Origin of the sequence: Amycolatopsis sp. lyj-84 (genome assembly GCF_046549075.1) — a bacterium.
Lineage (GTDB): Bacteria > Actinomycetota > Actinomycetes > Mycobacteriales > Pseudonocardiaceae > Amycolatopsis.
The window spans coordinates 62460-84157 of the sequence record NZ_JAJPWO010000020.1 but is presented as its reverse complement, the minus strand read 5'-3'; the positions used below and the strand labels follow the sequence as shown (position 1 = coordinate 84157).

Here is a 21698-nt window from a genome sequence, read left to right as displayed (position 1 = left end):
CCTTGCCGGTACAGCTGGACATCGACGAACTGGTCGGTCGCGCGCGGGACGGCGTCCCCCGCGCGATCGCCCGGTTGCTGTCGCTGGTCGAGGACGCGCATCCGCAGTTGCCCGAGGTCGCGGCGAAGCTGACGCCGCACACCGGCAACGCGCGTGTCGTCGGGTTGACCGGCCCACCCGGTGTCGGCAAGTCGACATCGACGTCCGCGCTGCTCACGGCTCTGCGGGCGCAAGGTCTGCGGGTCGGGGTGCTGGCGATCGACCCGTCGTCGCCGTTTTCCGGCGGTGCCCTGCTCGGTGACCGGATCCGGATGACCGAGCACGCCACCGATCCCGGCGTCTTCATCCGTTCGATGGCCACGCGCGGACATCTCGGCGGCCTGTCGTGGGCGACTCCGCAGGCGGTCCGCGTGCTCGACGCGGCCGGGTTCGACGTCGTGCTGATCGAGACCGTCGGGGTCGGGCAGTCCGAAGTGGACGTCGTGAAACTGGCCGACACCACGGTGGTCCTGCTCGCGCCCGGGATGGGCGACGGGATCCAGGCGGCCAAGGCGGGGGTGCTGGAGATCGCGGACGTGTTCGTGGTCAACAAGGCCGACCGCGAGGGCGCCGACGCGACCGTCCACGACCTCAAGCAGATGATCTCCTTGGTGCGCCGGGAGATCCGCGGACCGAGTTGGCGTCAGCCGATCGTGCGAACGGTGGCCTCGCGTGGCGAGGGTGTCGACGACGTCGTCCGCGCGCTGGGCGAGCACCACGACTGGCTGGTCCAGCGGGACGAACTGCCCCGGCGCCGCGCGGCGCGGGCGCGGGACGAGGTCGAGGCGATCGCCGTCCAGCGGCTGCGCGCGGAGATCGTCGACCTGCGCTCCGGCGACCGGCTCGCCGAACTGGCCGAACGCGTGGTCGCGCGGAAGCTCGACCCGTTCGCGGCGGCCGCGGAACTGATCGCGGACCTTCGGGACTCGTGAGTGGTAAGGACGGTTCTAACCGTCTTTACCACTCACGAGGCCTTGTTCAGAGGATTTCGATGACGCGGACCTTCGGCGGACGATTCGGGAAACTGATATCGGTCCACCGGTTGATTCTCACGTCAGCGCCATTGCTGTCGTAATAGATCAGGTCGTTGTTCCCGGTGTAGACCCGGTCGATCCACCAACCCCCGAAACTGATCCTCCCTCGGTTGGCGTAGCAGTCGACACTGCTGCTCCCGCCGAGGTGCGACCAGATCTTCAGGAAGTTCTCCCCGTCCTTGCAGGGGATGTGGTCGATGGCGAACGAGGTCCCGGTCGGCACGAGCATGCTGAACGTGGCGGCAGCGGCGGCCGCCACGGCCAGGATGCGCCGGGCCTTCTTCCTGCTCGAGATCACAGAATTCTCCTTTAGTTAAGGGAAAAGGAGTGTGCTTCGTGCGAGATCGAGCATCTCGATCAACGGGGGCCGGTGTCAATTTCCCGGGTGCGTTGAGGCAACCAAGTCTGGCCGTCCGTGCAGCGGGTCAGAATTCCACGTACATTTTGATGTCGCCGAAGTCGCTGTCGAGATTGTCCAAATGGGCGATCGCGTCCTCTTTCCAGACTTCGAGCTGGTTCGTCTCGCCGTACGTGAGCTGTTCGCCGTCGGCGACCTTGTTGGCGTAGTTCGTGATGGTGACCGTCTGCCCCCGGCAGAACTCGACGCGTTCCAGGAACCTGTCCGCCATGTCCGGATCGAAGACGCGGCCCATCCGGACGTAGCCGTTGTTGACGTGCTCCTCGCAGTAGAAGTGCGCCGCGGCGGAGGCGATCCACTCGGTCAGCGACGGTTCGCCGGGCGGCCACTTCTCGCGGACGTGCGACTTGATCTCCCTGGCGAGGCGGATGACCCGGCGCCGTTCGAGGTCGGTCAGCCCGTCCTCCTTGCGGAAGTCGAGGATCATGTCGTCGACGATCTTGGCGAGCCTGAGGACGCGCGGTTTGTCGAGTTCGGCGGGCTTGTCCGGCGGCTGCCCGGCCATGACCCTCTCGTGCACCAGGACGTACTGCGTGTACGCGTAGAGGAAGGTCAGCGCGTTCAGCTGCCACTGGTGTCGTTCGGCGATCTCCACGGCTCGACCCTAACCGCGGACCTACTTCCGGACCTGTGTAAGCGGCGGGGATTCACCCTATGCTCTCTTCTTCGTCCACGGCTGGGAGGCAGGAACCGTGCAGAGGATCGCGAAAGTCTTTGTGGCTGTGCTGGGCGCCGGGCTGATGCTCGCGGCCGGTACCGGAACGGCGTCCGCCGAGGCCGTTCCCCCAAAGGTCACGAAGGGGCCTTGCCAGTACACGCAGACGCCGGAGGACCCGGCCGCGCGGCCGGTCCCGCTGCCGCCGGACCCCCGTCACACGCCGAACCGGGGCAAGGTGCCGGTGCAGCTGAAGACCAACCAGGGCAAGATCGATCTGACCCTCGATCGGGCGAAGGCGCCGTGCACGGTGCAGAGCTTCCTGCATCTGGCGACGCACCGGTTCTACGACCGCACGACCTGCCACCGGCTGACCGCGTACCCGACGTTGAAGGTGCTGCAGTGCGGTGACCCGAGCGGTACCGGCGAGAAGGGCCCCGGCTACAAGTACAAGGACGAACTGCCCGTCGGCCTGCCGCCCGCGCCGACCGACCCGACCGGCGAGCGCAAGGTGTACTCGCGCGGTGTCCTCGCGATGGCCAACGCGGGCCCGGCGACGAACGGAAGCCAGTTCTTCGTCGTGTACGGCGACTCCGCGCTGCGCCCGAACTACACGATCTTCGGCACCGTCGGCCACGAAGGCCTGGAAACCCTCGACGACGTCGCCGCCGGTGGCATCAAGCCGACCCCGGAGGACCCCGCCCCGGTCGACGGCGCCCCCGTCCTGAAGACCGACATCCTGCGGGCTCGCCCCTGGTTCTGCTAGGTGACTTCGAAGATGGCCTCGCACAGGGCCTGGGTGGCGCCGCCGAAAGCGTGCTTCGCGGCGGCGCCGTACCCGATGATGAGCCCTTCGCGCCGCGGCTCGCCGATCCAGTAGCCGCTGAGCCCTTCGAGCCCGATCGCCCGGCGGCGGCAGGCGGCCATCACCTCCATCTCCCGGGGGAGCTCGCCGGGGAACTGGAGCACCAGGTGCAGCCCCGCCGAGATGCCCTGCGGCAGCACGGAATCCGGCAGGGCCGCGAGCAGCCGGTCCCGCCGCGAGCGGTACTCGGCGCGACAACGGCGGATGTGCTGGTCGTAGGCGCCCGACTCGATCAGTTCGGCCATCGCCAGCTGGTCCAGCAGCGCGGGCCGGGCCCCGCTCGCCACCAGCTCCGCGCGCACCGGTTCGACCAGGAACCGCGGCAGCACCATCCAGCCCAGGCGCAGGGCCGGCGCGAGCGTCTTGCTCGTCGTCCCCACGTACACGACCCGTTCGGGTGCCAGCGCCTGCAGCGCGCCGACCTGCTGATGGTCGAACCGGAACTCGCCGTCGTAGTCGTCCTCGATGACGACGGCGCCGGTCTCCTCCGCCCATCGGGTGAGTTCCGCCCGCCGCCGAGGGGCGAGCGTGACCCCGAGCGGATATTGGTGCGCCGGGGTGACCACCACCGCCGGACTGTCCAAAGCGGACACTGCGATCCCGTGGTCGTCGACGGGGACGCCGACCACCCGCGGGCCGTTGGCCGCGGCGATGTCCCGGTAGAGGTTCAGCGACGGGTTCTCGAACGCGATCTCGTCCGCGCCGCGCGCGTGCAGCACCCTGGCCAGGATCGCCATCGCGTGCGAGAACCCGGAACACACCAGGATGCGTTCGGGGTCGGCGACCACGCCGCGGCTCCTGGCCAGATACGCGGCGAGCGTCTCCCGCAGTTCCGCCGCGCCGGACTCGCCCGGGTAGTCGAACGCCGACGCCGGAGCCTGCTGCAGGGCCCGCCGGGTCGCCGCGAGCCAGGCCGACCGGGGGAACGCGGACAGGTTCGGCCTGCCGGGACGCAGGTCCCAGCGCGGCGCCGGGTCACGGGGGACGGGCCTCGGCGGCGACGCGGGCAGCGCGCCCGCCGTTGCGACGCGGGTCGGGGCGCCCTGCGCGGTCCGCAGGTACCCCTCGGCGGCGAGATCGGCGTACACGCGGGTGACCGTTCCCCTGGCCACCCCGAGGTCCTGCGCCAAAGCCCTGGTCGAGGGCACCGCTGCGCCCGCCTGCCAGCGTCCTTCCCGGATGGCCGCGCGGATCGCGGCGGCGAGCCCGGTCCGGCCGCTTTCGGGGCGCCAGTCCAGGTGGACGTCCATTCCCGAACTGGACCATGATTCTGCCATGTGACTGGACCATACTCGTGGGCCAGTTGCCGCTAGATTCGTAGTCATGACAGAGCGAATCCACCTGGGCAAACGAGTCCCGGAGATCTACCAGGCCATGGCGAAGCTGCAGGCCGAAGTCGAGAAGGCCGCCGCCAACGCCGGCGTCGACCAGAAGCTCCTCGAACTGGTGAAGATGCGCGCGTCGCAGATCAACCACTGCGCCTTCTGCCTCGACATGCACTCCCACGACGCGGTGCAGCAGGGCGAGTCGCCGAGGCGGCTGTACGTGCTCCAGGGCTGGCGCGAGACCGAGCTCTTCACCGAGCAGGAGCGTGCCGCGCTGGCGCTCACCGAGGCGATGACCAACGTCGCCACCCTCCACGAAGTCCCGGACGACGTCTACGAAGAGGCGACCAGGGTCTTCGACGAGGCGCAGTACCGCGCGGTCGCGTGGGAGATCATCGCGATCAACAGCTGGAACCGGATGTGCGTGACCAGCCACGCGCCGCTGCCCGAGCGCGCCGAATGACCGCGGCCCGGCTGCGGGAACTCCACGTCGCGGGGACGCCGCTGCTCCTGCCGAACGCGTGGGACGCGGACAGTGCCCGCCTCGTGGAGGCCGCCGGGTTCCCCGTCGTGGCGACGAGTTCCTTCGCCATCGCCAAGGTTCTCGGGTACGACGACGGGGAGGACGCGCCCGCCGCCGAGATGTTCGAGGCGGCCGCGAGGATCGCGCGGGCGGTCTCGGTGCCGGTGACCGTCGACGCGGAATCCGGCTATGGCCTCGAAGCGGGAGTGCTCGCCGAGAGGCTGGCCGAGACGGGCGCTGTCGGCTGCAACTACGAGGACACCGACCACGCGAACGGAGGGATCCGGCCGCTGGACGAGCAGGCGGAACGGATCGCCCGGCTGCACAAGGCCGCCGGGGACGCGCTGGTGATCAACGCCCGCGTCGACGTCTTCCTGGGCGCGTCCGACGAGCGGGCGGTTCTCGACGACGCTGTCGCGCGGGCCAAGGCCTATCTCGAGGCCGGGGCGGACTGCGTCTACCCGATCCTGGTGAAGTCGCCGGAGGTGCTCGGCGAGTTCGTGAAGGCCGTCGCGCCGGGTGCGGTCAACGCCGCCCCGTTGCCGGGAGGCCCCGATCTCTCCGCGCTCGCCGAACTGGGGGTGGCGCGGATCTCGCTGGGTACCGGCCTGTGGAAGTCCGTTCGCGCGGACATCGAGGCGAAACTGGCCGGGGTGGCGGCGGGGAAGCTGCCGTACTGAAGTGGAACCGGGACGGTGCGGCCGGGGGGCGTTGGATGCCCGGCCGCACCGTCCCGGCGACTAGTGGGAAACCGCCTTTTCGGCGCCCGCGCCGGTGAGGGAGCGGACCTCCATCTCGGCGTACTTCTTCTGGTTGTGTTCCTTGGACAGCACCGTGCCGAGCCAGCCGAGGAAGAACGCCACGGGGATCGAGACGATGCCGGGGTTGTCGAGCGGGAACCAGTGGAAGTCGACGCCTTGGATCATCGAGGCGCTCTTCCCGGTCTTCGCGTCGACGGGCTTACCCGAGACCGCCGGCGAGAACACGATCAGCAGTACACAGACCGCGAGACCGCCGTAGATGCTCCACAGCGCGCCCTGGGTGTTGAACCGCTTCCAGAACAGCGAGTACAGGATGGTCGGCAGGTTCGCCGACGCCGCCACCGCGAACGCCAGTGCCACCAGGAAAGCGATGTTCTGGCCGTTGGCGAGGATGCCGCCGAGGATCGCGACCGCGCCGATCACCAGCGCGGTGATCCGGGCGACCTTCACCTCGGAAGCCGGTGACGCCTTGCCCTTCTTGATCACGTTGGCGTAGACGTCGTGCGCGAACGACGCCGACGCCGTGATCGTCAGGCCCGCGACCACCGCCAGGATCGTCGCGAAGGCGATCGCCGCGATCAGGCCCAGCAGGACCGGCCCGCCGAGTTCGAGCGCCAGCAGCGGCGCGGCCGAGTTCACGCCACCCGGCGCGGCCTTGATCGCGTCGGGGCCGACGAGCGCGCCCGCGCCGTAGCCGAGCACCAGGGTGAACAGGTAGAAGATGCCGATCAGCGCGATCGCCCAGACCACCGAACGGCGTGCTTCCTTGGCTGTCGGCACGGTGTAGAAGCGCATCAGGACGTGCGGCAGGCCCGCGGTACCGAGGACCAGCGCGATGCCGAGCGACAGGAAGTCCAGCTTGGTGGTACCGGTCTTGCCGTACTGGTTGCCCGGCCCGAGCAGCGCTTCACCGGCTTTGCCCGCCTTGTCCACGGCGCCCTGCAGCAGCGCGGAGAGGTTGAAGCCGTACATGCCGAGCACCCACAGCGTCATCGCGAGCGCGCCGGCGATCAGCAGTGCCGCCTTGATGATCTGGACCCAGGTGGTGCCCTTCATCCCGCCGATGAGCACGTAGGCGATCATGATGATGCCGACGATCACGATGATCGCGGCCTGCCCGGCCTTGCTCTCGATCCCGAGCAGCAGCGCCACGAGGCCACCGGCACCCGCCATCTGCGCCAGCAGGTAGAAGAACGACACGGCCAGGGTGGACGTCGCCGCCGCGGCCCGCACCGGACGCTGCTTCATCCGGAAGGCCAGCACGTCGCCCATGGTGAACTTGCCGGTGTTGCGCAGCAGTTCCGCGACCAGCAGGAGCGCGATCAGCCACGCCACCAGGAAGCCGATGGAGTAAAGGAACCCGTCATAGCCGTAGACGGCGATCGCGCCCGCGATCCCGAGGAACGACGCGGCGGAGAGGTAGTCGCCCGCGATGGCGACGCCGTTCTGCGGACCGGTGAACGCGCGGCCCGCGGCGTAGTAGTCGGAAGCCGTCTTCGTGTTGCGGCTGGCCCGGAACACGACGAACAGCGTGACCAGCACGAAGAGACCGAAGATGGTGATGTTGAGTGTGGGGCTGCTGCCCTCGACTCCGGCGGCGAGGGTCATTTGGTCTCACTCTCGATGTCCGTGCGGATCTTCTCCGCGAGGGGGTCGAGTTTCTTGTTCGCGTAGCGGACGTAGAGCCCGGTGATCACGAAGGTCGAAACGAACTGCAGCAGGCCGAAGACGAGCCCGACGGTGATGTTGCCGAACAGCTTCGTGCTCATGAAGCCGTGCGCGTAGTCGGCGAGCAGCACGTAAAGCAGGTACCAGACGAGGAACAGCGCCGAAACGGGGAACACGAACCGGCGCAGCCGCGAACGCAGCTCTTGGAACTCGGGGCTGTCGTGGGCTTTGTCCCAGTCCGTTTCAGGCGGACTGGGAGCGTCCGTTTCGGTGCTCATCGTGCTCTCCTTGCGCCGCGAATGTGTTCCGCGACACGTTAGGGAGGGGGCATGGGGACCGGAACCTTCAGCGGTTCAAACGCCTGCCGAGACGACGAACGGTCGACGAACGGTACTCGGACCACGACGAAGGGGTCTCGGCTGTGCGATCGTCCAGATGCAGCCGCAACATGGCGGCCGTCGACCAGGCGGGAGGCCTGCCCCGCAAGGAAACCACGATCATTACGCCGAATGCCAGCGGAACCGACCACGGCGCGGGCTGGGACACGAGGATGGCGGGCAGACCGCTCAGCGTCGGGGCGAACAGGGCCACGAGGATCGAGCCCGAAGAAGCGACGAGTCCGGTGAGGACGCCGCTGATCGCGCCCGCCGCGGTGAGCCGGTTCCACCAGATGCCGAGGACCAGCAAGGGACAGAAGGTCGACGCGGCCACGGTGAAACCCCAGGTGACGAGGACGCCCGCGTCCAATCTGGCCGACGGCAGCGCGAGCAGCACCATCACCGCCGCGGCGCCGAGCACCGACCACCGCAGTCTCCGCAGGCCACCGGGCGCCAGGTCGTGCGCGATCGCGCCGGAAATCACCAGCAGCAGGCCGAGTGACGTCGCCAGGAACGCGGCGAAGGCGCCCGCCGTCAGCAGCCCGGTGAACAGCGACCCCGCCCAGCCGTCGTCGACCTGCGCCGGCAGCGCGACGACGACGGTGTCCGTCGCGCCGGAGACGTACAGCTCGGGCACCAGCACCCGGCCGAGGACGCCGTAAACCCCTGGGAACAGGTAGAAAACGCCGAGCAGGGCGACGGTGATCGCCGCGGTCCGGCGGGCGGCGCGGCCGTCCGGGCTGGTGTGGAAGCGCATCAGGACGTGCGGGAGGCCCATCGTGCCGAGCATGGTCGCGATCAGGATCGCCCACGTGCCGAGCAGCGGATAACCGTGATCGCCGAGGTCGAGCAACGGCCGCTGCCAGTCCGGCCCGCCCAGCGGGGCGCCGCCCCGGACGGCGGGAACCGGTGCGCCCGCCGCGAATTCCAGCGTTTCGCCACTCCTGGCGATCAGTTCTCCCGGCGGCACGACGTGCCTTTCCGGGCCGAGCAGGGTGGTCGGTTCGCGCAGGGTCAGCGTCACGTCGATCTCGAAGGACAGCTGGGTGTCACGGGCGAAGTGGGTGAATTCCACCGGGTGCACCGAAGCCACCCGTTCCTCCGGGGAGACCTGGGAGACCAGCCAGATCGCGGGGACGATGAACAGCAGCAGTTTCAGCACGAACTGGAACGCCTGGACGTAGGTCGCCGCGCGCATCCCGCCGAGCGCCAGTGTCGCGCTGACGGCGGTGCCCGCGATGACGACGCCCACCCAGTACGGCGTCCCGCCGACGGCGGTCAGCACGAGCCCGGCGGTGCGGAACTGCGGTACCAGGTAAAGGGTTCCGATCACGAGGACGACGAACGCGGCGATACGGCGCAGCGCGGGGGAGGCCAGCCGGGCTTCGGCGAAGTCCGGGACGGTGAGCGCGCCGGAGCGCCGCATCGGCGCCGCGACCAGCACCAGCATCGCGATGTACCCGGCGGTGAACCCGACCGGGTACCAGAGCGCGCCGATGCCGTCCTTCACCACCAGCCCGGCGACACCGAGGAACGACGCCGCGGACAGGTACTCGCCGGAGACGGCGGCCGAGTTGACCAGCGGCGAGATCCGGCGCGACGCGACGAGGAAGTCCGACGTCGTGCGCATGGCGGCGACGCCGCGCAACCCGATCAACAGGGTGATCAGCACGACGGGGGCCACCGAGAGCGCCGCGACCACTAGTCGTCCTCGATCTTTTCCGCCCGGCGCAACTGCCACCACGACAGCAGCGCCATGGCCGGGTACGGGAGGACCGCGATCATCAGCCAGGACAGCGGGATACCCAGCAGCCGCACCGAATCCAGCCCGGGGAACAGCCCGAACACCAGCGGGAGCCCGAAGACCAGGCCGAACATCCCGGCCAGCGCGGGGAGCCCGCGACGGCGCTGGGCCCGGTAGAGCAGGTTCGCGCGTTCGGCGTCGCTCGCCGCCAGCCGGGGGACACGCCAGCGTCCCCGTGCCCGGCGTCGCGAATGCGCGAGCCGGGTCTGCGGGCTGGTGACGGCGACCCGTTTGACGCGGCTCACGGACGGCCCCCTCGGCCGAGTTCGCCGCGTTGCGCGGCGGCGAGCAACCGGTCACGCAGGTCGCGCGCGTGGCGGCGGCTCACCGGGACGTCGCCCGCTTCGGTATGCGCCAGCAGCCCTCCGGTGGTGTCGCTGCGCAGTTCGAGCACCGCGTCCACGGCGAGCAGGAACCCCCGGTGCACGCGGGTGAATCCCGTTCCCTCCCAATACTCTTCGAGCCGGGAGATGGGCATCCGCGTGACATGGACACCGGACTTCGTGTGCAGCCGGACGTAGTCGCCGTGTGCCTCGACGAACTGGACGTCGTCCCGCCGGACGTACCGCGTGCGCCCGCCGGATTCCACCGGCAGCGCGGACATCGCGTCCGGCGCGGGCCGCGGCTCGTCGCCCTGGTTGCCCGCCATCCGGACCACTTTGGACAGTGCGGCGGACAACCGTTCCGCACGGACCGGTTTGAGCAGGTAATCGACAGCGCCGATGCCGTACGCGGCGACGGCGTGGCCGTCGTGCGCGGTGACGAACACGATCACCGGCGGTTCGTTCAGCCGCGCCAGCAACGAGGCGAGCTCGAGCCCGTCGAGGCCGGGCATGGAGATGTCGAGGAAGACGGCGTCGAAATGGCTGCCCTGCAAAATCTTGAGCGCGTTGAGCGCGTCACCGGCCGCGACCACCTCGGCGACTTCCGGTGCCTCGCGCAGCAGGCTGCACAACTCGTCGAGGGCGGGCGGGACGTCGTCGACGGCCAGCACCCGGAGACCGTTCGTCACGGCAGCACCCCCGGCTGGAACCGGGGGACGCGCACCACGACCCTGGTGCCCGCGCCGGACTCGGTCTCGACCGTCAGGCCGTACCAGGGCCCGTAGACGCTGCGCAGTCTTCTGTCCACATTGGCCAGTCCGACGCCGTCGCCGCGCCCGGCCAGTATCGCCGCCGCGCGGGCGGGGTCCATGCCGGGACCGTCGTCCTCGACGCTGATCACGCAGTCGTTCCCTTCCGCCATTCCCTGCACCTGGATGAAGCCCGCCTCGGAGCGGGGTTCGATCCCGTGCCGGATCGCGTTCTCCACCAACGGTTCCAGCACGAGGTACGGCACCGCGACGGCCAGCACCTCCGGCGCCACGCGCACCTGGACCCGCAGCCGTTCGCCGAGCACCGCGCGCTGCAGCGCCAGGTAGGTCTCGATGGCGCGGAACTCCTCGGCGACCATCGTGTACTCGCCGTGCCGGGCGAGGCTGTAGCGGGTGTACTCGGCGAAGTCGAGCATCAGGTCGCGGGCGCGGTCCGGATCGGAGCGGACCAGCGAGGAGATCACGGTGAGCGCGTTGTAGACGAAATGCGGGGAGATCTCGGCCCGCAGCGCGCGCAGTTCCGCCTCCGCGGCCTGCTCGGCGGACGCCTCCAGCCGCCCGCGTTCGAGCGCGTGGACGACGAGCTCGGCGGCCTGGCGGGCGACGGTGTTCGTCCCGCCCGCGATCAGGAGGACGCCGGACAGTTCTTCGTGGACGTGGAGCGGAAGTGCCAGCAGCCCGGGTTCGGACACCGGCGTCTCGGAGTGGAGGACCTCGTCGAGCGCCGACACCACGACGTCGTCGGCCGCCGGGCGGCCGGACCAGATGAGCGAACCGGAAAGATCGGTGAGCCCGAGGCCGGGGACCCCGAACAGCCGCCGGAGGCCGTGCGTCGCGTGGCGGGCGCGGGGCCCGGCGAGGCCGTCCATCAGATCGTCGGAGACGCGCTGGGCGGCGGCGAGCACCGGCACCGGATCCACGCTCGCGGCGGGACGCCAGGGCAGACGGGTGGTCATCCGGCCTCCTCCGCGACGTCGAGGGCTAGATCCTAACGTCGGTGCGTGGTTTCGGCGGTTACGCTCCGGGCATGGTCACCGGTGATGCCGTGGTGCTGCGGTTGGACGTCGTCATGCGACGGCTCGCTTGGGCGGGCTTCGTGGCCTTCGGCGCGGGCGGTGTCGTGTGGCTGTTCTCGCAGGTGGTGTTCGGGCTTTTCTGCGTGGCTTTCGCGGGGGTGATCCTGCTCGCGCTGCGGCGCTCGGCCGCTTCTCTGGTGGTTTCGGCGACGGGGTTCTCGGTGCCGGGCGTGTTCGAGGTCCGGTGGACCGAGGTCACGCGGCTGCGGGTGTGGCGGGAGAAGCGGCGGGTGGGGCGATGGATGCACTGGTGGCACTACCGGCTCGAATGGACCGGTTCCGGGCCTGAGGTGCTGCTTGAAGACGGCGAGTACGCGTACGCGCTGGGGCACCTGGGTGGGGGCGCGGCGCTCTACGCGGCTCTCGCCCGCTTCGCTCCCGCTGGGGTGGTCGAGCTGGGCGAGTGAGTGGGTCCAGGGACGCTATGAAAGGCCCGTTACTTGCAAATTTTGCAAGTAACGGGCCTTTCATGTCACGCGAGGGACCCACCGACCGCGGCTTGCGAGCCCGGCGTCAGCAGCTCTGCTTGTAGAAGTACTGCGCGTTGGCGTCCATGTTGGCCTTGGTGATGGAGTGCAGCGAAGCGGTCAGGTTGCGCGTGACCGGCTTCCCCTCCAGCGCCGCGATGGCCTGCTGCACGCCCTGCTGTCCGATGGCGGCCGGGTCCTGCGCGATGAGGCCCTGGTACTCGCCCTTCTTCAGGCCCTCGATCTCCGACGGCGAAGCGTCGAAGCCGATCAGGTTGACCGCGCCGATCTTGCCCGCGTTCCGCAGGCCGGTCGCCGCGCCCTCACCGGTGTTGAGGTTCGTCGCGAAGATGCCGATCAGGTCCGGGGTGGACGCCAGCGCGGCGGTCACCTTGGACGCGGCCTGGTCCGGCTCGTTCTGGGTGAACTGCACGCCCGCCGACTTCAGGTTCGGGTAGTTCTTCAGCTCGTCCTCGAAACCCTTCGCGCGGGTGTTCGTGGTCGAGGTGCCCGCGATGGTGTCGAGCACCAGCACCGAACCGGTCTTGCCCGCGGCCAGTTCCGACATCGTCTTGGCGGCCAGCTTGCCGCCCTCGGCGTTGTCCGAGGAGATCGACGACTCCGCCACGCTGGTGTCCTTCAGCGCGGTGTCGACCTCGATGACCTTCGCGCCGCGGCTCTTGACCTGCTGGATCGGCGCGAGCATCGCCTGCGCGTCGGTCGGCGCGATGAGCAGCGCGGCGGGCGGGTTGGAGCCCAGCGCGTTGACCAGCTGGGTCTGCATGGCGGCGTCGAACTTCTGCGGCGCCTGCGTGGTGATCTCGTAGCCTGCCTTCTTGGCCTCGGCCTCGGCACCGCACTGCATCGAGATGTAGAACGGCTCGGCCTGCACGCCCGGGATCAGCGACAGCTTCTTGTTGTTGGTCTTCGCGGCGGAGTCACCGGAGGATGATCCGCCGACTGTGCCACCACCGCAGGCGGTCAGCAAGGCAGCTGCGGACAGGACGGCACCGGTGACGAGCAGGGTCTTCTTCATGGGGATTGCACCTCTTTGTGCGTAGGGAAATTCAGCGAGAGTTGCGGCGACGACGGCGCCGCTGGTCGAACCAGACCGCGGCGATCAGCACCGCGCCGACCGCGATCATCTGCCAGAAGTCCTGGACCTGCGTGATGTTGAAGCCCTTCTTCAGCACGGCCGGGATGAACACGCCGATCACCGTGCCCAGCACCGAACCGACGCCGCCGAAGAGGCTCGTGCCGCCCATCACCGTGGCGGCGATGGCGTTGAGGTTGTCCGTGGTGTGCGCCGAAATCGTCGTCGACGCGTAGTACGCCAGCGAAAGGAAACCGGCGACACCGGCGAGGAAACCGGTGAGCGTGTACACCTTCAGCAGATGCGCGGTCACCCCGATGCCCGCCCGCCGCGCGCCCTCGGCGTTGGAACCGACGGCGAAGGTGTAGCGGCCGAATTTGGTGGTGTGCAACAACCAGGCGCCGATCAGCGTGATCACCACGGCCACCAGCACCAGGTTCGGCACGCCGCCGAACGACGTCCCGTAGCCGAGCGTCTTGTTGAGCTCGGTCGGCACGCTGCGCACGTCGGACCCGTTGTTCAGCAGGTACGCGGCGCCGAGCGCGGCACCCATCGTGCCGAGCGTGACGATCAGCGGCGGGATGTTGGCCACCGCGATCAGGAAACCGTTGACGAGCCCCCAGATCGTGCCCGCGACCACAGCGGCCAGGAGGCCGACGAGGATGACGTCCCAGCCCGCCTTCGTCGCGTCACCGCCGGGGCTCATCGCCTCCATCGTCTTGCCCGCCACCATGCCCGCGAAGATCAGCACGGAACCGACCGACAGGTCGATGCCCGAGGTGATGATCACGAACGTCATGCCGACCGAGAGCACCAGCAGCACCGAGGTCTCGATGAGCAGCGTCTGGAAGGTGAACAGCGTCGCGAATTCGGCGGGCGCGATCGCGGTGAACACGATGATGAGCGCCAGCAGCACCAGCGCGATCCAGAACGTGTTGGCCCCGATCAGCCGCTGGCCGATCGACCGCTTGCCGAAACCACCGTCCACGGAGGACTGGATCCCGGGGTCCTTCTTCGCCGGAGTGGACACGGTCACGCCGCCTCCTCTTGTACGAGGGCGCCCGTCATCGCGGCGACCAGGTCTTCCAATTTCGTGTCGGCGCCGGTGAATCGGGCGACGCGCTTGCCGAGCCGCAGCACCTCGATGCGGTCGGACACCGACAGCACCTCGGGCATGTTGTGGCTGATCAGCACGACGGCGATGCCCTTGTCCCGCACCTTCTTGATCACGTCGAGCACGCGTTCGCGCTGCACGACACCGAGCGCGGCCGTCGGTTCGTCCATGAACACGACCTTCGACGCCCAGACGACCGACCGCGCGACCGCGACGCTCTGCCGCTGCCCGCCCGAAAGCGAGCCGATCGGGACGTCGGTGCTCTGCAGGGTCACGCCGAGCCGCTGGAACTCCTCCACGGCCTGGCGGCGCATCTCGGCCTTGTCGAGCATCCCGAGCTTGCCGAGGATCCCCTTGCGGTGGATCTCCCGGCCGAGGAACAGGTTCGCGGCCGGGTCGAGCTCCGGTGCGACCGCGAGGTCCTGGTACACCGTCTCGATCCCCATCCGCCGGGCGGTGGTGGGGGAGTCCAGGTGCGTTTCCTCACCGTCGAGCAGGATCTTGCCCGACGTCGGCTGCTCCGCGCCGGACAGGCATTTGACCAAAGTGGACTTCCCGGCGCCGTTGTCGCCGATCAGCGCGGTGACCTCGCCCGCGCGCGCCTGGAACGACGCGCCGCGCAGCGCTTCCACCGAACCGTAGCGTTTGACCAGGTCCTGTGCGTCGAGCAGGAGTTCGCTCACGACCGCTCCCTCTTCTCGGGGGCCGGCGGACGGCAGCGGATGACCGTGACGTCACCCTCCACAGTGGATTGACCGGCGTCGTGCGGGATCACGTAGGTCTCGCCCTTGCGCAAGGCGTACTCGCCGCCGTGTTCGGTGCGGAGCGTTCCCGAACCGTCCATGACGACCAGCACCGCGAAGGACGGGTCGAGTGACAACGTTGTCGCAGCACTTGAAACAACAGAGCCGGAAACAGCGGGACGGAGCTGGTCGGCACGGAAGAACGCGTCACTGCCGTCGGCGAGAAGATCCACAGTGGACGCTTCGTCGCCCGCGGTGCGCTTGACGATCGAGCCGAGCCGTTCTTCGTCCCAGCCCGAGGTGTCGAGGGTTTCGATGGCCGTCTCGAAGCCGATCCCGAGGTGTGCCTTCTCCGGGTCCGCCAGGAAGTCGCGCCATTCCAGGGTCAGCGAGAAGTCGGTCGGCTGCTGGAGTTCGACGACGAACACGCCCTCGCCGATCGCGTGCGGCAGCCCGGCCGGGATGTAGACCGTGTCGCCGGGGGTGACCGCGACGCTGTTCAGCGCCTCGAGCATGGCGGGCGCGTCCTGGGACCGGGCCCATTCGTTGACCGTCGCTTTGTCGACGGTCTCCTTGAAACCGGGGTAGACGCGCGGGTCGTCGCCGTAGGTGCCGACCACGATCCACGCCTCGGTCTTGCCGAAATGCGAGTCGAAGTGCCGCCGGGCGAACGAATCCGACGGGTGGAAGTGCACCGGCAGGCGCTGGCCCGCGTCGAGCAGCTTCACCAGCAGGCCGGTCGAGTCGCCGAGTGCCTCGACGTGCTTGGCGCCCAGCCAGGCGGAAGGGTTCTCGCGGACGGCGTCGCGCAGCCAGGCTCCGTCGGGGAGCTTGGTCAGGCCGTTGGTCTCCTGGCCGAACATCGTGGTGGCCGAGCCGACCCAGTCTTCGGGCCCGAACTTGGACTCGGAAGTGGCGCCCCGCAACGCGGCGATGGCGTCGCCGCCGCGGTAGAACTGCGGCGGCTGGTTCGCCGGCAGGCGGATCGGTTCGAGGTGACCACTCATGAGGGCGCGACCTCCCCGGAACCGCGGGCTACGAGATGCACGGGCAGAACTACCTTTCTCGGTGCGGATTGATCTCCCTGGACCCGGGCGAACAGCAGTTCCGCGGCCGCCCGGCCCAGCGCGCTCACGTCGTGCGCGATCACGGAGACCGGCGGATCCAGCAGATCCGCCAGTTCGAAGTCGTCGAAGCTGATCATCGCGGGACGCCGTTCCGCGTGCGCCAGCGCGCGCAGCAGATGGACGGCGACACGGTTGTTGCCCGCGATCACGGCGGTGGCGGGGTTCGGCCCGGTGAGCAGCCGCCGCACGGCGTCACCGACTCCTTCGGCCGTCGGCGTCCGCATCACGACGAGGCTCTCGTCGTAGGGGATCCCGTTGCGGACGCAGCCTTCCCGGAACCCGCGCAGGCGCTCGCCCGCGGTGAAGATGTCCGGGCTGTCGGCGAGGAACGCGATCCGGCGGTGACCGTGCTTCGCCAGGTGGGCGACCGCTTCGACGGTGCCGCCGATGTTGTCGACCAGCACCGTGTCGGCCACGATGTCGCCGGCGGGCCGGTCGAGGAACACCACGGGCGTGCCCGCGCGCATCTCGGGGACCAGGTAGCCGTGCTGCATCCCGGCGGGGACGACGAGGATGCCGTCGACGCGGCGGGAACAGAACTCGAGGACCAGTTCGCGTTCGCGGTCGGAGTTCTCCTCGGACGAACCGGTCAGCACCTGGCGGCCGAACGAGGTCGCGATGCGTTCGACGGCGCGGTTGAGTTCCGAATAGAAGGGGTTCCCGACATCTTCGACGATCAGGCCGATCGTCCCGGTCGTCGAGCCGCGCCGCAGGTTGCGCGCGCCGAGGTTCCGCCGGAACCCGAGCTGCTCGATCGCCGCCATGACGCGCTCCGCGGTGTCCGGATGGACGGCGGGCTCGTCGTTCACTACCCGCGAGACGGTCTTGATGCTCACGCCCGCGAGGCGGGCCACGTCACTCATCGTGGCCCGTCGGCTGGTGGTGCGGTGGCCGTTGTCCGGTCCGCTGGAAGACAACGTTGTCATAGTGGCGGGAATTGAACGCGAGCGACGCGATGATGTCAATGCCCGGTTCGTCCTGGAGACGCTTTCCGAGTTCGAACCGTTACTGCCGGGTGTATCCGATGCGGCCGTTCGCGTGGTCCTTGTCCTGAATCGGACAGGGTTTGGCGGACCTCTTGACCAAGTGGTCTGTTCTTGCCGAAGGTGAACAAGCAGCGACAACGTTGTCAGGAGGCGGCCTTTCCCATGCCCGCAAGCACTTCGACCCGCGTCGCCGGGTTGCTCATCGCGCTCACCGTCCCCGCCGGGCTGCTCGCGCCCGTCGCGGCGGCGGCGCCCGGTGGCGACCCCGTGGACGCGGTCAACACCTTCATCGGCACCAAGGACGACGGCAACACCTTCCCCGGTGCCTCGGCCCCGTTCGGGATGACGCAGGTCAGCCCGATCTCGTCGCATTACGCCGGCTACCGCTACGACGACACCGCGATCCGCGGCTTCGGGCATTTCTTCCTGTCCGGCGCGGGCTGCTGGGAGCAGGGCGGTCTCGTGTCGTCCCTGCCCACGACCGGTCCGGTCGGGCCCGGCGCGGCGTTCGACACGACCAAGGCCGACACCTTCGACCACAAGAAGTACGCCTCGCCGTACACACACGAGGGCGAGGTCGGTAAGCCCGGCTACTACAAGGTGCGGCTCACCGGCTACGGCGGCGTCGACGCGGAGACCACCGCGACCACGCGGACCGGGGTCGAGCGGTACACCTTCGCGAAATCGGGCGACGCGAACGTTTTCGTCAACGTCGGACAGGCCAACGACAAGGAACCCGTGACGGCGAGCCAGATCCGCGTCGTCGGGGACCGGACGGTCGAAGGCATGGTGGAGTCGCAGGCGTTCTGTGGCGGGAAACCGTACAAGACCTGGTTCACCACGACGTTCGACAAGCCGTTCAAATCCTTCGGCACGTGGTCGCCCGCCGGCGGCACTCCCGGCTCGAAGGAGTCCGCCGGCGGCGAGGGCCTGCGCGGTGCTTGGCTGACCTTCGGCGGCGGACAGGTCACCGCGACGACGGCGATCTCCCATGTGGACGCTTTCGGCGCCAAGCTCAACCTGGCCTCGGAGAAGGGCCGTTCGTTCGACGCGGTCCGCGACGGCGCCCAGCGGGCCTGGCGCAAGGAACTGTCCTCAGTGGACATCAAGGGCGGGGCGAAGGACGACCGCACGGTGTTCTACACCTCGCTCTACCACGCGCTGCTGCAGCCGCTGACCGGCAACGACGCCGACGGCCGGTATCGGGGGTTCGACGACAAGATCCATCGCGCGCTGGGCTGGACGTACTACGAGTTCTTCTCGTTGTGGGACACCTATCGCACGCAGAACCAGTTACTCGCGCTCTTGCGGCCGTCGCGGGCGAAGGACGTCGCGAAGTCCGTGCTCGCCATTCACGATCAGGGCGGCTGGCTGCCGCGCTGGGCCTACGCCAACCAGGAAACGAACACGATGACCGGCGATCCGGTCACCCCGTTCCTGGTCGACCTGTGGCGCTTCGGCGCGCTGTCCGGGCAGGAGCTCAAGGCGTACCAGGCACTTCTGCAGAACTCGCGGGAGATCCCGCCCGCGTCTTCGCCGTTCCAGGGCCGTGCGGGGAACGCCAGCTATCAGAAGGACGGGTTCGTCCAGTACGACAAGGACTTCCCGAAGAAGGGGCAGGACACCGATCCGGATCACGGCGCTTCGGCGACCTTGGAATACGCGCTCGCTGATTGCTCGCTGTCGATCATGGCCGCCGGTCTCGGCAAGAAGGACGACGCGAAGGCCTTGGCGGAGAAGGGACGCAGCTATCGCACGCTGTGGGACTCGTCGGTGACCGACCGCGGCTTCACCGGTTTCTACCGGCCCAAGCTCGAAGGCGGCGAGTGGTTCAGCCCGGTGGGCAAGCCGTTCAACCCGCAGAGCCAGGACGGGTTCCACGAGGGCACGTCGTGGCAGTACCAATGGCTGACCCAGCAGGACGTCCCCGGTCTCGTCGACCGCATGGGCGGCAAGGAGAACGTCGGCAAGCGGCTCGACGACTTCTTCGCATATGGGGATCTGGTCAAGGATCCGGCGAAGACCGTGCGCGAGGAATGGGTCGTCGGCCCGTACAACTACTACAACCAGTTCCGCTACAACCCGAACAACGAGCCGGATCTGCATTCACCCTGGATGTACACGCTGACCGGGCAGCCGTGGAAGACCTCGGCCGTAGTCCGCGCGGCGCACACGTTGTTCACCAACGCGCCCAACGGTGTCACCGGCAACGACGACCTCGGGACCATGTCCGCGTGGTACGTCTTCAGCGCGCTCGGCCTGTACCCGGCGGTGCCGGGCACCGGGCAGTTCGTGCTCAACGCGCCGCGGTTCGAGAAGTCCGTGGTGCGGCTGGAGAACGGCCGCGACATCACGATCAAGGCCGCGGGCGCGGATCCGTCGAAGCTCCAGTACGTCCAAGGACTGGGATCCGGTTCGCAGCGGGCTTATGTCGGGCTGGAACAGCTGACGCGAGGGACCACTTTGGACTTCAAGCTCACCGAAGACGCTGCGAAGGCGACGTGGGCGACCGGTCCCGAAGGGGCGCCGAAGTCGCCCTGCGCCGGGTGATCCGAGTGGTTTAGACCGGTTCGTGCCGGGGGTCGTGAGGAGCATCACGGCCCCCGGTGTTCCGGTGAGGGCCGTCACGCCTCACACTGGTATTACCACGTCCGACAGCGCTGTTGACGTCCCTGGCGAGTCCGCCTTGGACAGTGCTCGTCGGACGTAGTCATGTGAACACACGTAGTGGTGAGACCCCACAGGAGGAGAAAGTGTCCAGCAAGGCCGCTCTAGTATTCCGCGTGGCCGCGGTAGCCGAAGCCCTCTCCTGGGCCGGGCTGCTGGTCGGGATGTTCCTCAAGTACGCCGTCGAGCTCGGCGAGGGCGGCGTTCCCGTCCTCGGCATGGTGCACGGCGTCGTCTTCGTCCTCTACGTGCTGGTCTCCCTCTCCGTGGCGAAGCCGCTCGGCTGGCGCCCGAAGACCCTGATCCTCGCGCTGCTCTCCAGCATCCCGCCGCTGTTCACCTGGCTGTTCGAGTCCTGGGCGCTGCGCAACGGCAAGCTCGACGGCCCGCAGCGGCTGTCGCACGGCGGTGTCGGCCTGTTCGACCGGACCCCGGAACCCGCCGCCGTCTGATCTTTCCTTGATCGCGTCAAGGCCCCCTTTCCTCGGCTCAACCGAGGGAAGGGGGCCTTCACGCGCTCGCGGGGTTATTCGGTGAAGTCGCCGGTGGCCTTGCGGACCTTGGTGAGCAGATCGGTCAGCTGCTCGGTCTGCTTGCCGGTGAGCCCGGTCAGCCCGAAGTCGATCTCGGTGACCGCCTTCGTGGCCTCTTCGCGGCGTGCGCGGCCTTCGCCGGTGATCTCGACCAAGGTGGTCCGGCGGTCGGTCGGATGCGGTACGCGCTTGACCAGCCCGTCCTTCTCCAGCCTGTCGACGATGTTGGTGACGCTCGTCGGATGCAGCTGCAGCCGCTCGCCCATCACGCGCATCGGCAGGTGGGAGGCGCGGGCGAAGGTCAGCAGGACCAGCGCCTCGTACCGGGCGAAGGTCAGCCCGTGCGGCTTGAGCGCCCCGTCCACCGCGGACTGGATGATCTGCTGCACGCGCATGATCCCGGTCACCGCGGCCATGGTTTCGGACGGCCCGATGCGGGCCTCCCACAGCTGCGCCGCGCGGGCGATCGGGTCGAACGGCAACGGACGGCTCATGGCGATCGAAGTTACCAGCGGGTACCCGTGCCATGCCGCACGACCGGGTGTTATGCGTGGGAAAAGTGTCTGAACGAGGAGCAGAAGATGATCGTGGCCTTCAGTGTCAGCCCGTCCGCGACCGAGGAAGACGGCGGTGTCAGCGAAGCCGTCGCCCGTGCGGTGAAAGTGGTGCGCGAGTCCGGCCTGGCGAATTCGACCAACGCGATGTTCACCAACATCGAGGGTGACAGCTGGGATCAGGTCATGGACGTCGTCAAGCGGGCCGTCGAGGCCGCGGGTGAAGGTTCGTCACGGGTCGGTCTGGTGCTCAAGGCCGACATCCGGCCGGGCTACGAAGGCCAGCTGACCGCCAAGGTGGAGCGCGTCGAGAAGCACCTGGGCGACTAGGTCAGCGCTTCGTCATGGCAGCGGCGGGGTGAGGGAGAGCAACCACAGCTTGTCCTTGACCGCGACCGCCACCGGATAGCCGAACGCGCTGCCGTCGGCCAGTTTCCCGCTGACGGTCGCCGAAGTCGGCGCGAGGTCGTCCGGTGCGAACTTCACCGTGACGTCGTGGAAACCGCGGCCGGCCAGCGCGTCGACATAGGACTTCGCGAAGTCGCCCGCCGACGCGGGCGGATAGTCGACGAGCTCGGAGAAGGCCTCGGCGTCGTGCTCGTTGAGCGCGGCGGTGAGGTCCTCTCGAAGCTTTCCCGGGCTTTCGACGCCGGGGTCGGGCTGATGGGCGATCAGCACGGTGATGACGCTCACCCAGGTGACGGCGATGGCTATCGCGACGGCCACGGTGGCCGTCCGGCGTGTCGGAATGTCGATCACCTCCTCGCAGCGAGCCT

Annotated in this window: 24 protein-coding genes; 8 read left to right on the top strand and 16 right to left on the bottom strand. The window is 68.7% G+C overall.

The features are described 5' to 3' along the window. Positions 1-2 precede the first annotated feature (2 nt). A complete protein-coding gene (meaB, locus tag ACLJRM_RS40115; RefSeq protein WP_101610071.1) occupies positions 3-971 on the top strand; it encodes a methylmalonyl Co-A mutase-associated GTPase MeaB in 969 nt (322 codons plus the stop codon). 46 nt (positions 972-1017) lie between these two features. Here meaB and ACLJRM_RS40110 read toward each other — a convergent pair whose 3' ends face one another. Both ACLJRM_RS40110 and ACLJRM_RS40105 read right to left on the bottom strand, forming a co-directional pair. Continuing rightward, positions 1018-1371 (bottom strand): beta/gamma crystallin domain-containing protein, encoded by a 354-nt coding sequence (locus ACLJRM_RS40110; RefSeq protein WP_101610070.1) that lies wholly within the window; start codon positions 1369-1371, stop codon positions 1018-1020. A gap of 127 nt (positions 1372-1498) precedes the next feature. Then, positions 1499-2086 (bottom strand): hypothetical protein, encoded by a 588-nt coding sequence (locus ACLJRM_RS40105; protein WP_101610069.1) that lies wholly within the window; start codon positions 2084-2086, stop codon positions 1499-1501. 145 nt (positions 2087-2231) lie between these two features. On the opposite strand from ACLJRM_RS40105, the gene ACLJRM_RS40100 reads away from it, so the two are divergent. Continuing rightward, a complete protein-coding gene (locus ACLJRM_RS40100) occupies positions 2232-2912 on the top strand; it encodes a peptidylprolyl isomerase (protein WP_101613454.1) in 681 nt (226 codons plus the stop codon). Here the strand turns inward: ACLJRM_RS40100 and ACLJRM_RS40095 are convergent. Next, the gene (locus ACLJRM_RS40095; RefSeq protein ID WP_410666028.1) at positions 2909-4288 is read right to left on the bottom strand and encodes a PLP-dependent aminotransferase family protein; all 1380 of its coding nucleotides are present in this window, start codon (positions 4286-4288) and stop codon (positions 2909-2911) included. The two genes, ACLJRM_RS40100 and ACLJRM_RS40095, sit on opposite strands and share 4 nt — an antisense overlap. A gap of 46 nt (positions 4289-4334) precedes the next feature. On the opposite strand from ACLJRM_RS40095, the gene ACLJRM_RS40090 reads away from it, so the two are divergent. Both ACLJRM_RS40090 and ACLJRM_RS40085 read left to right on the top strand, forming a co-directional pair. Further along, the gene (locus tag ACLJRM_RS40090; RefSeq protein WP_101610066.1) at positions 4335-4799 is read left to right on the top strand and encodes a carboxymuconolactone decarboxylase family protein; all 465 of its coding nucleotides are present in this window, start codon (positions 4335-4337) and stop codon (positions 4797-4799) included. Then, entirely contained in the window at positions 4796-5539 is a 744-nt protein-coding gene (locus ACLJRM_RS40085; protein ID WP_101610065.1) for an isocitrate lyase/phosphoenolpyruvate mutase family protein, read from the top strand. The genes ACLJRM_RS40090 and ACLJRM_RS40085 overlap by 4 nt, the downstream gene beginning before the upstream one ends. A 60-nt stretch (positions 5540-5599) precedes the next feature. Here the strand turns inward: ACLJRM_RS40085 and ACLJRM_RS40080 are convergent, their stop codons facing one another. The 6 genes from ACLJRM_RS40080 to ACLJRM_RS40055 all read right to left on the bottom strand — a co-directional run bounded on the left by ACLJRM_RS40080 (position 5600) and on the right by ACLJRM_RS40055 (position 11518). Next, positions 5600-7228: a cation acetate symporter gene (locus ACLJRM_RS40080; protein WP_101610064.1), complete on the bottom strand. Its 1629-nt coding sequence runs from the start codon at positions 7226-7228 to the stop codon at positions 5600-5602. Further along, positions 7225-7566, bottom strand: coding sequence for a DUF485 domain-containing protein (locus tag ACLJRM_RS40075; protein ID WP_410603152.1), 342 nt, complete (start codon positions 7564-7566; stop codon positions 7225-7227). The genes ACLJRM_RS40080 and ACLJRM_RS40075 overlap by 4 nt, the downstream gene beginning before the upstream one ends. A 67-nt stretch (positions 7567-7633) precedes the next feature. Further along, entirely contained in the window at positions 7634-9367 is a 1734-nt protein-coding gene (locus ACLJRM_RS40070) for a cation acetate symporter (protein WP_410666027.1), read from the bottom strand. Next, a complete protein-coding gene (locus ACLJRM_RS40065) occupies positions 9367-9714 on the bottom strand; it encodes a hypothetical protein (RefSeq protein ID WP_101610061.1) in 348 nt (115 codons plus the stop codon). The genes ACLJRM_RS40070 and ACLJRM_RS40065 overlap by 1 nt, the downstream gene beginning before the upstream one ends. Continuing rightward, positions 9711-10481, bottom strand: a complete 771-nt coding sequence (locus tag ACLJRM_RS40060; protein WP_410666026.1) for a LytR/AlgR family response regulator transcription factor — start codon at positions 10479-10481, stop codon at positions 9711-9713. The genes ACLJRM_RS40065 and ACLJRM_RS40060 overlap by 4 nt, the downstream gene beginning before the upstream one ends. After that, a complete protein-coding gene (locus ACLJRM_RS40055; protein ID WP_168214387.1) occupies positions 10478-11518 on the bottom strand; it encodes a sensor histidine kinase in 1041 nt (346 codons plus the stop codon). The genes ACLJRM_RS40060 and ACLJRM_RS40055 overlap by 4 nt, the downstream gene beginning before the upstream one ends. 71 nt (positions 11519-11589) lie before the next feature. Here ACLJRM_RS40055 and ACLJRM_RS40050 point away from each other — a divergent pair, with 71 nt between their 5' ends. Further along, positions 11590-12045, top strand: coding sequence for a hypothetical protein (locus tag ACLJRM_RS40050; protein WP_410666025.1), 456 nt, complete (start codon positions 11590-11592; stop codon positions 12043-12045). A 106-nt stretch (positions 12046-12151) separates the two neighbouring features. On the opposite strand, the gene ACLJRM_RS40045 is transcribed toward ACLJRM_RS40050, so the two are convergent. From ACLJRM_RS40045 to ACLJRM_RS40025, 5 genes are read right to left on the bottom strand one after another with little or no spacing between them, the layout of a single operon-like run. Then, positions 12152-13141: an ABC transporter substrate-binding protein gene (locus tag ACLJRM_RS40045; RefSeq protein WP_168214386.1), complete on the bottom strand. Its 990-nt coding sequence runs from the start codon at positions 13139-13141 to the stop codon at positions 12152-12154. Positions 13142-13172: 31 nt separating this feature from the next. After that, positions 13173-14234 carry an ABC transporter permease gene (locus ACLJRM_RS40040; protein WP_410666024.1) on the bottom strand — a complete coding sequence of 354 codons (1062 nt, stop codon included), beginning with the start codon at positions 14232-14234 and terminating at the stop codon, positions 13173-13175. Next, positions 14231-14995 carry an ATP-binding cassette domain-containing protein gene (locus tag ACLJRM_RS40035; protein ID WP_101610056.1) on the bottom strand — a complete coding sequence of 255 codons (765 nt, stop codon included), beginning with the start codon at positions 14993-14995 and terminating at the stop codon, positions 14231-14233. The genes ACLJRM_RS40040 and ACLJRM_RS40035 overlap by 4 nt, the downstream gene beginning before the upstream one ends. Continuing rightward, positions 14992-16062: a class I mannose-6-phosphate isomerase gene (locus tag ACLJRM_RS40030; protein ID WP_410666023.1), complete on the bottom strand. Its 1071-nt coding sequence runs from the start codon at positions 16060-16062 to the stop codon at positions 14992-14994. The genes ACLJRM_RS40035 and ACLJRM_RS40030 overlap by 4 nt, the downstream gene beginning before the upstream one ends. Further along, positions 16059-17045 (bottom strand): LacI family DNA-binding transcriptional regulator, encoded by a 987-nt coding sequence (locus tag ACLJRM_RS40025; protein WP_101610054.1) that lies wholly within the window; start codon positions 17043-17045, stop codon positions 16059-16061. The genes ACLJRM_RS40030 and ACLJRM_RS40025 overlap by 4 nt, the downstream gene beginning before the upstream one ends. 285 nt (positions 17046-17330) lie before the next feature. On the opposite strand from ACLJRM_RS40025, the gene ACLJRM_RS40020 reads away from it, so the two are divergent. After that, a complete protein-coding gene (locus ACLJRM_RS40020; RefSeq protein WP_410666022.1) occupies positions 17331-19718 on the top strand; it encodes a GH92 family glycosyl hydrolase in 2388 nt (795 codons plus the stop codon). Positions 19719-19921: 203 nt separating this feature from the next. Further along, positions 19922-20287, top strand: coding sequence for a DUF3817 domain-containing protein (locus ACLJRM_RS40015; protein WP_101610052.1), 366 nt, complete (start codon positions 19922-19924; stop codon positions 20285-20287). Positions 20288-20361: 74 nt separating this feature from the next. On the opposite strand, the gene ACLJRM_RS40010 is transcribed toward ACLJRM_RS40015, so the two are convergent. Further along, positions 20362-20862, bottom strand: a complete 501-nt coding sequence (locus ACLJRM_RS40010) for a MarR family winged helix-turn-helix transcriptional regulator (protein WP_184894533.1) — start codon at positions 20860-20862, stop codon at positions 20362-20364. Between the two features lie 87 nt (positions 20863-20949). Here ACLJRM_RS40010 and ACLJRM_RS40005 point away from each other — a divergent pair, with 87 nt between their 5' ends. Beyond that, complete coding sequence (locus tag ACLJRM_RS40005) at positions 20950-21252, top strand: MTH1187 family thiamine-binding protein (protein ID WP_101610051.1); 303 nt, start codon at positions 20950-20952, stop codon at positions 21250-21252. 12 nt (positions 21253-21264) lie between these two features. Here the strand turns inward: ACLJRM_RS40005 and ACLJRM_RS40000 are convergent, their stop codons facing one another. Then, positions 21265-21681 carry a hypothetical protein gene (locus ACLJRM_RS40000; RefSeq protein WP_101610050.1) on the bottom strand — a complete coding sequence of 139 codons (417 nt, stop codon included), beginning with the start codon at positions 21679-21681 and terminating at the stop codon, positions 21265-21267. Positions 21682-21698: the final 17 nt, after the last annotated feature.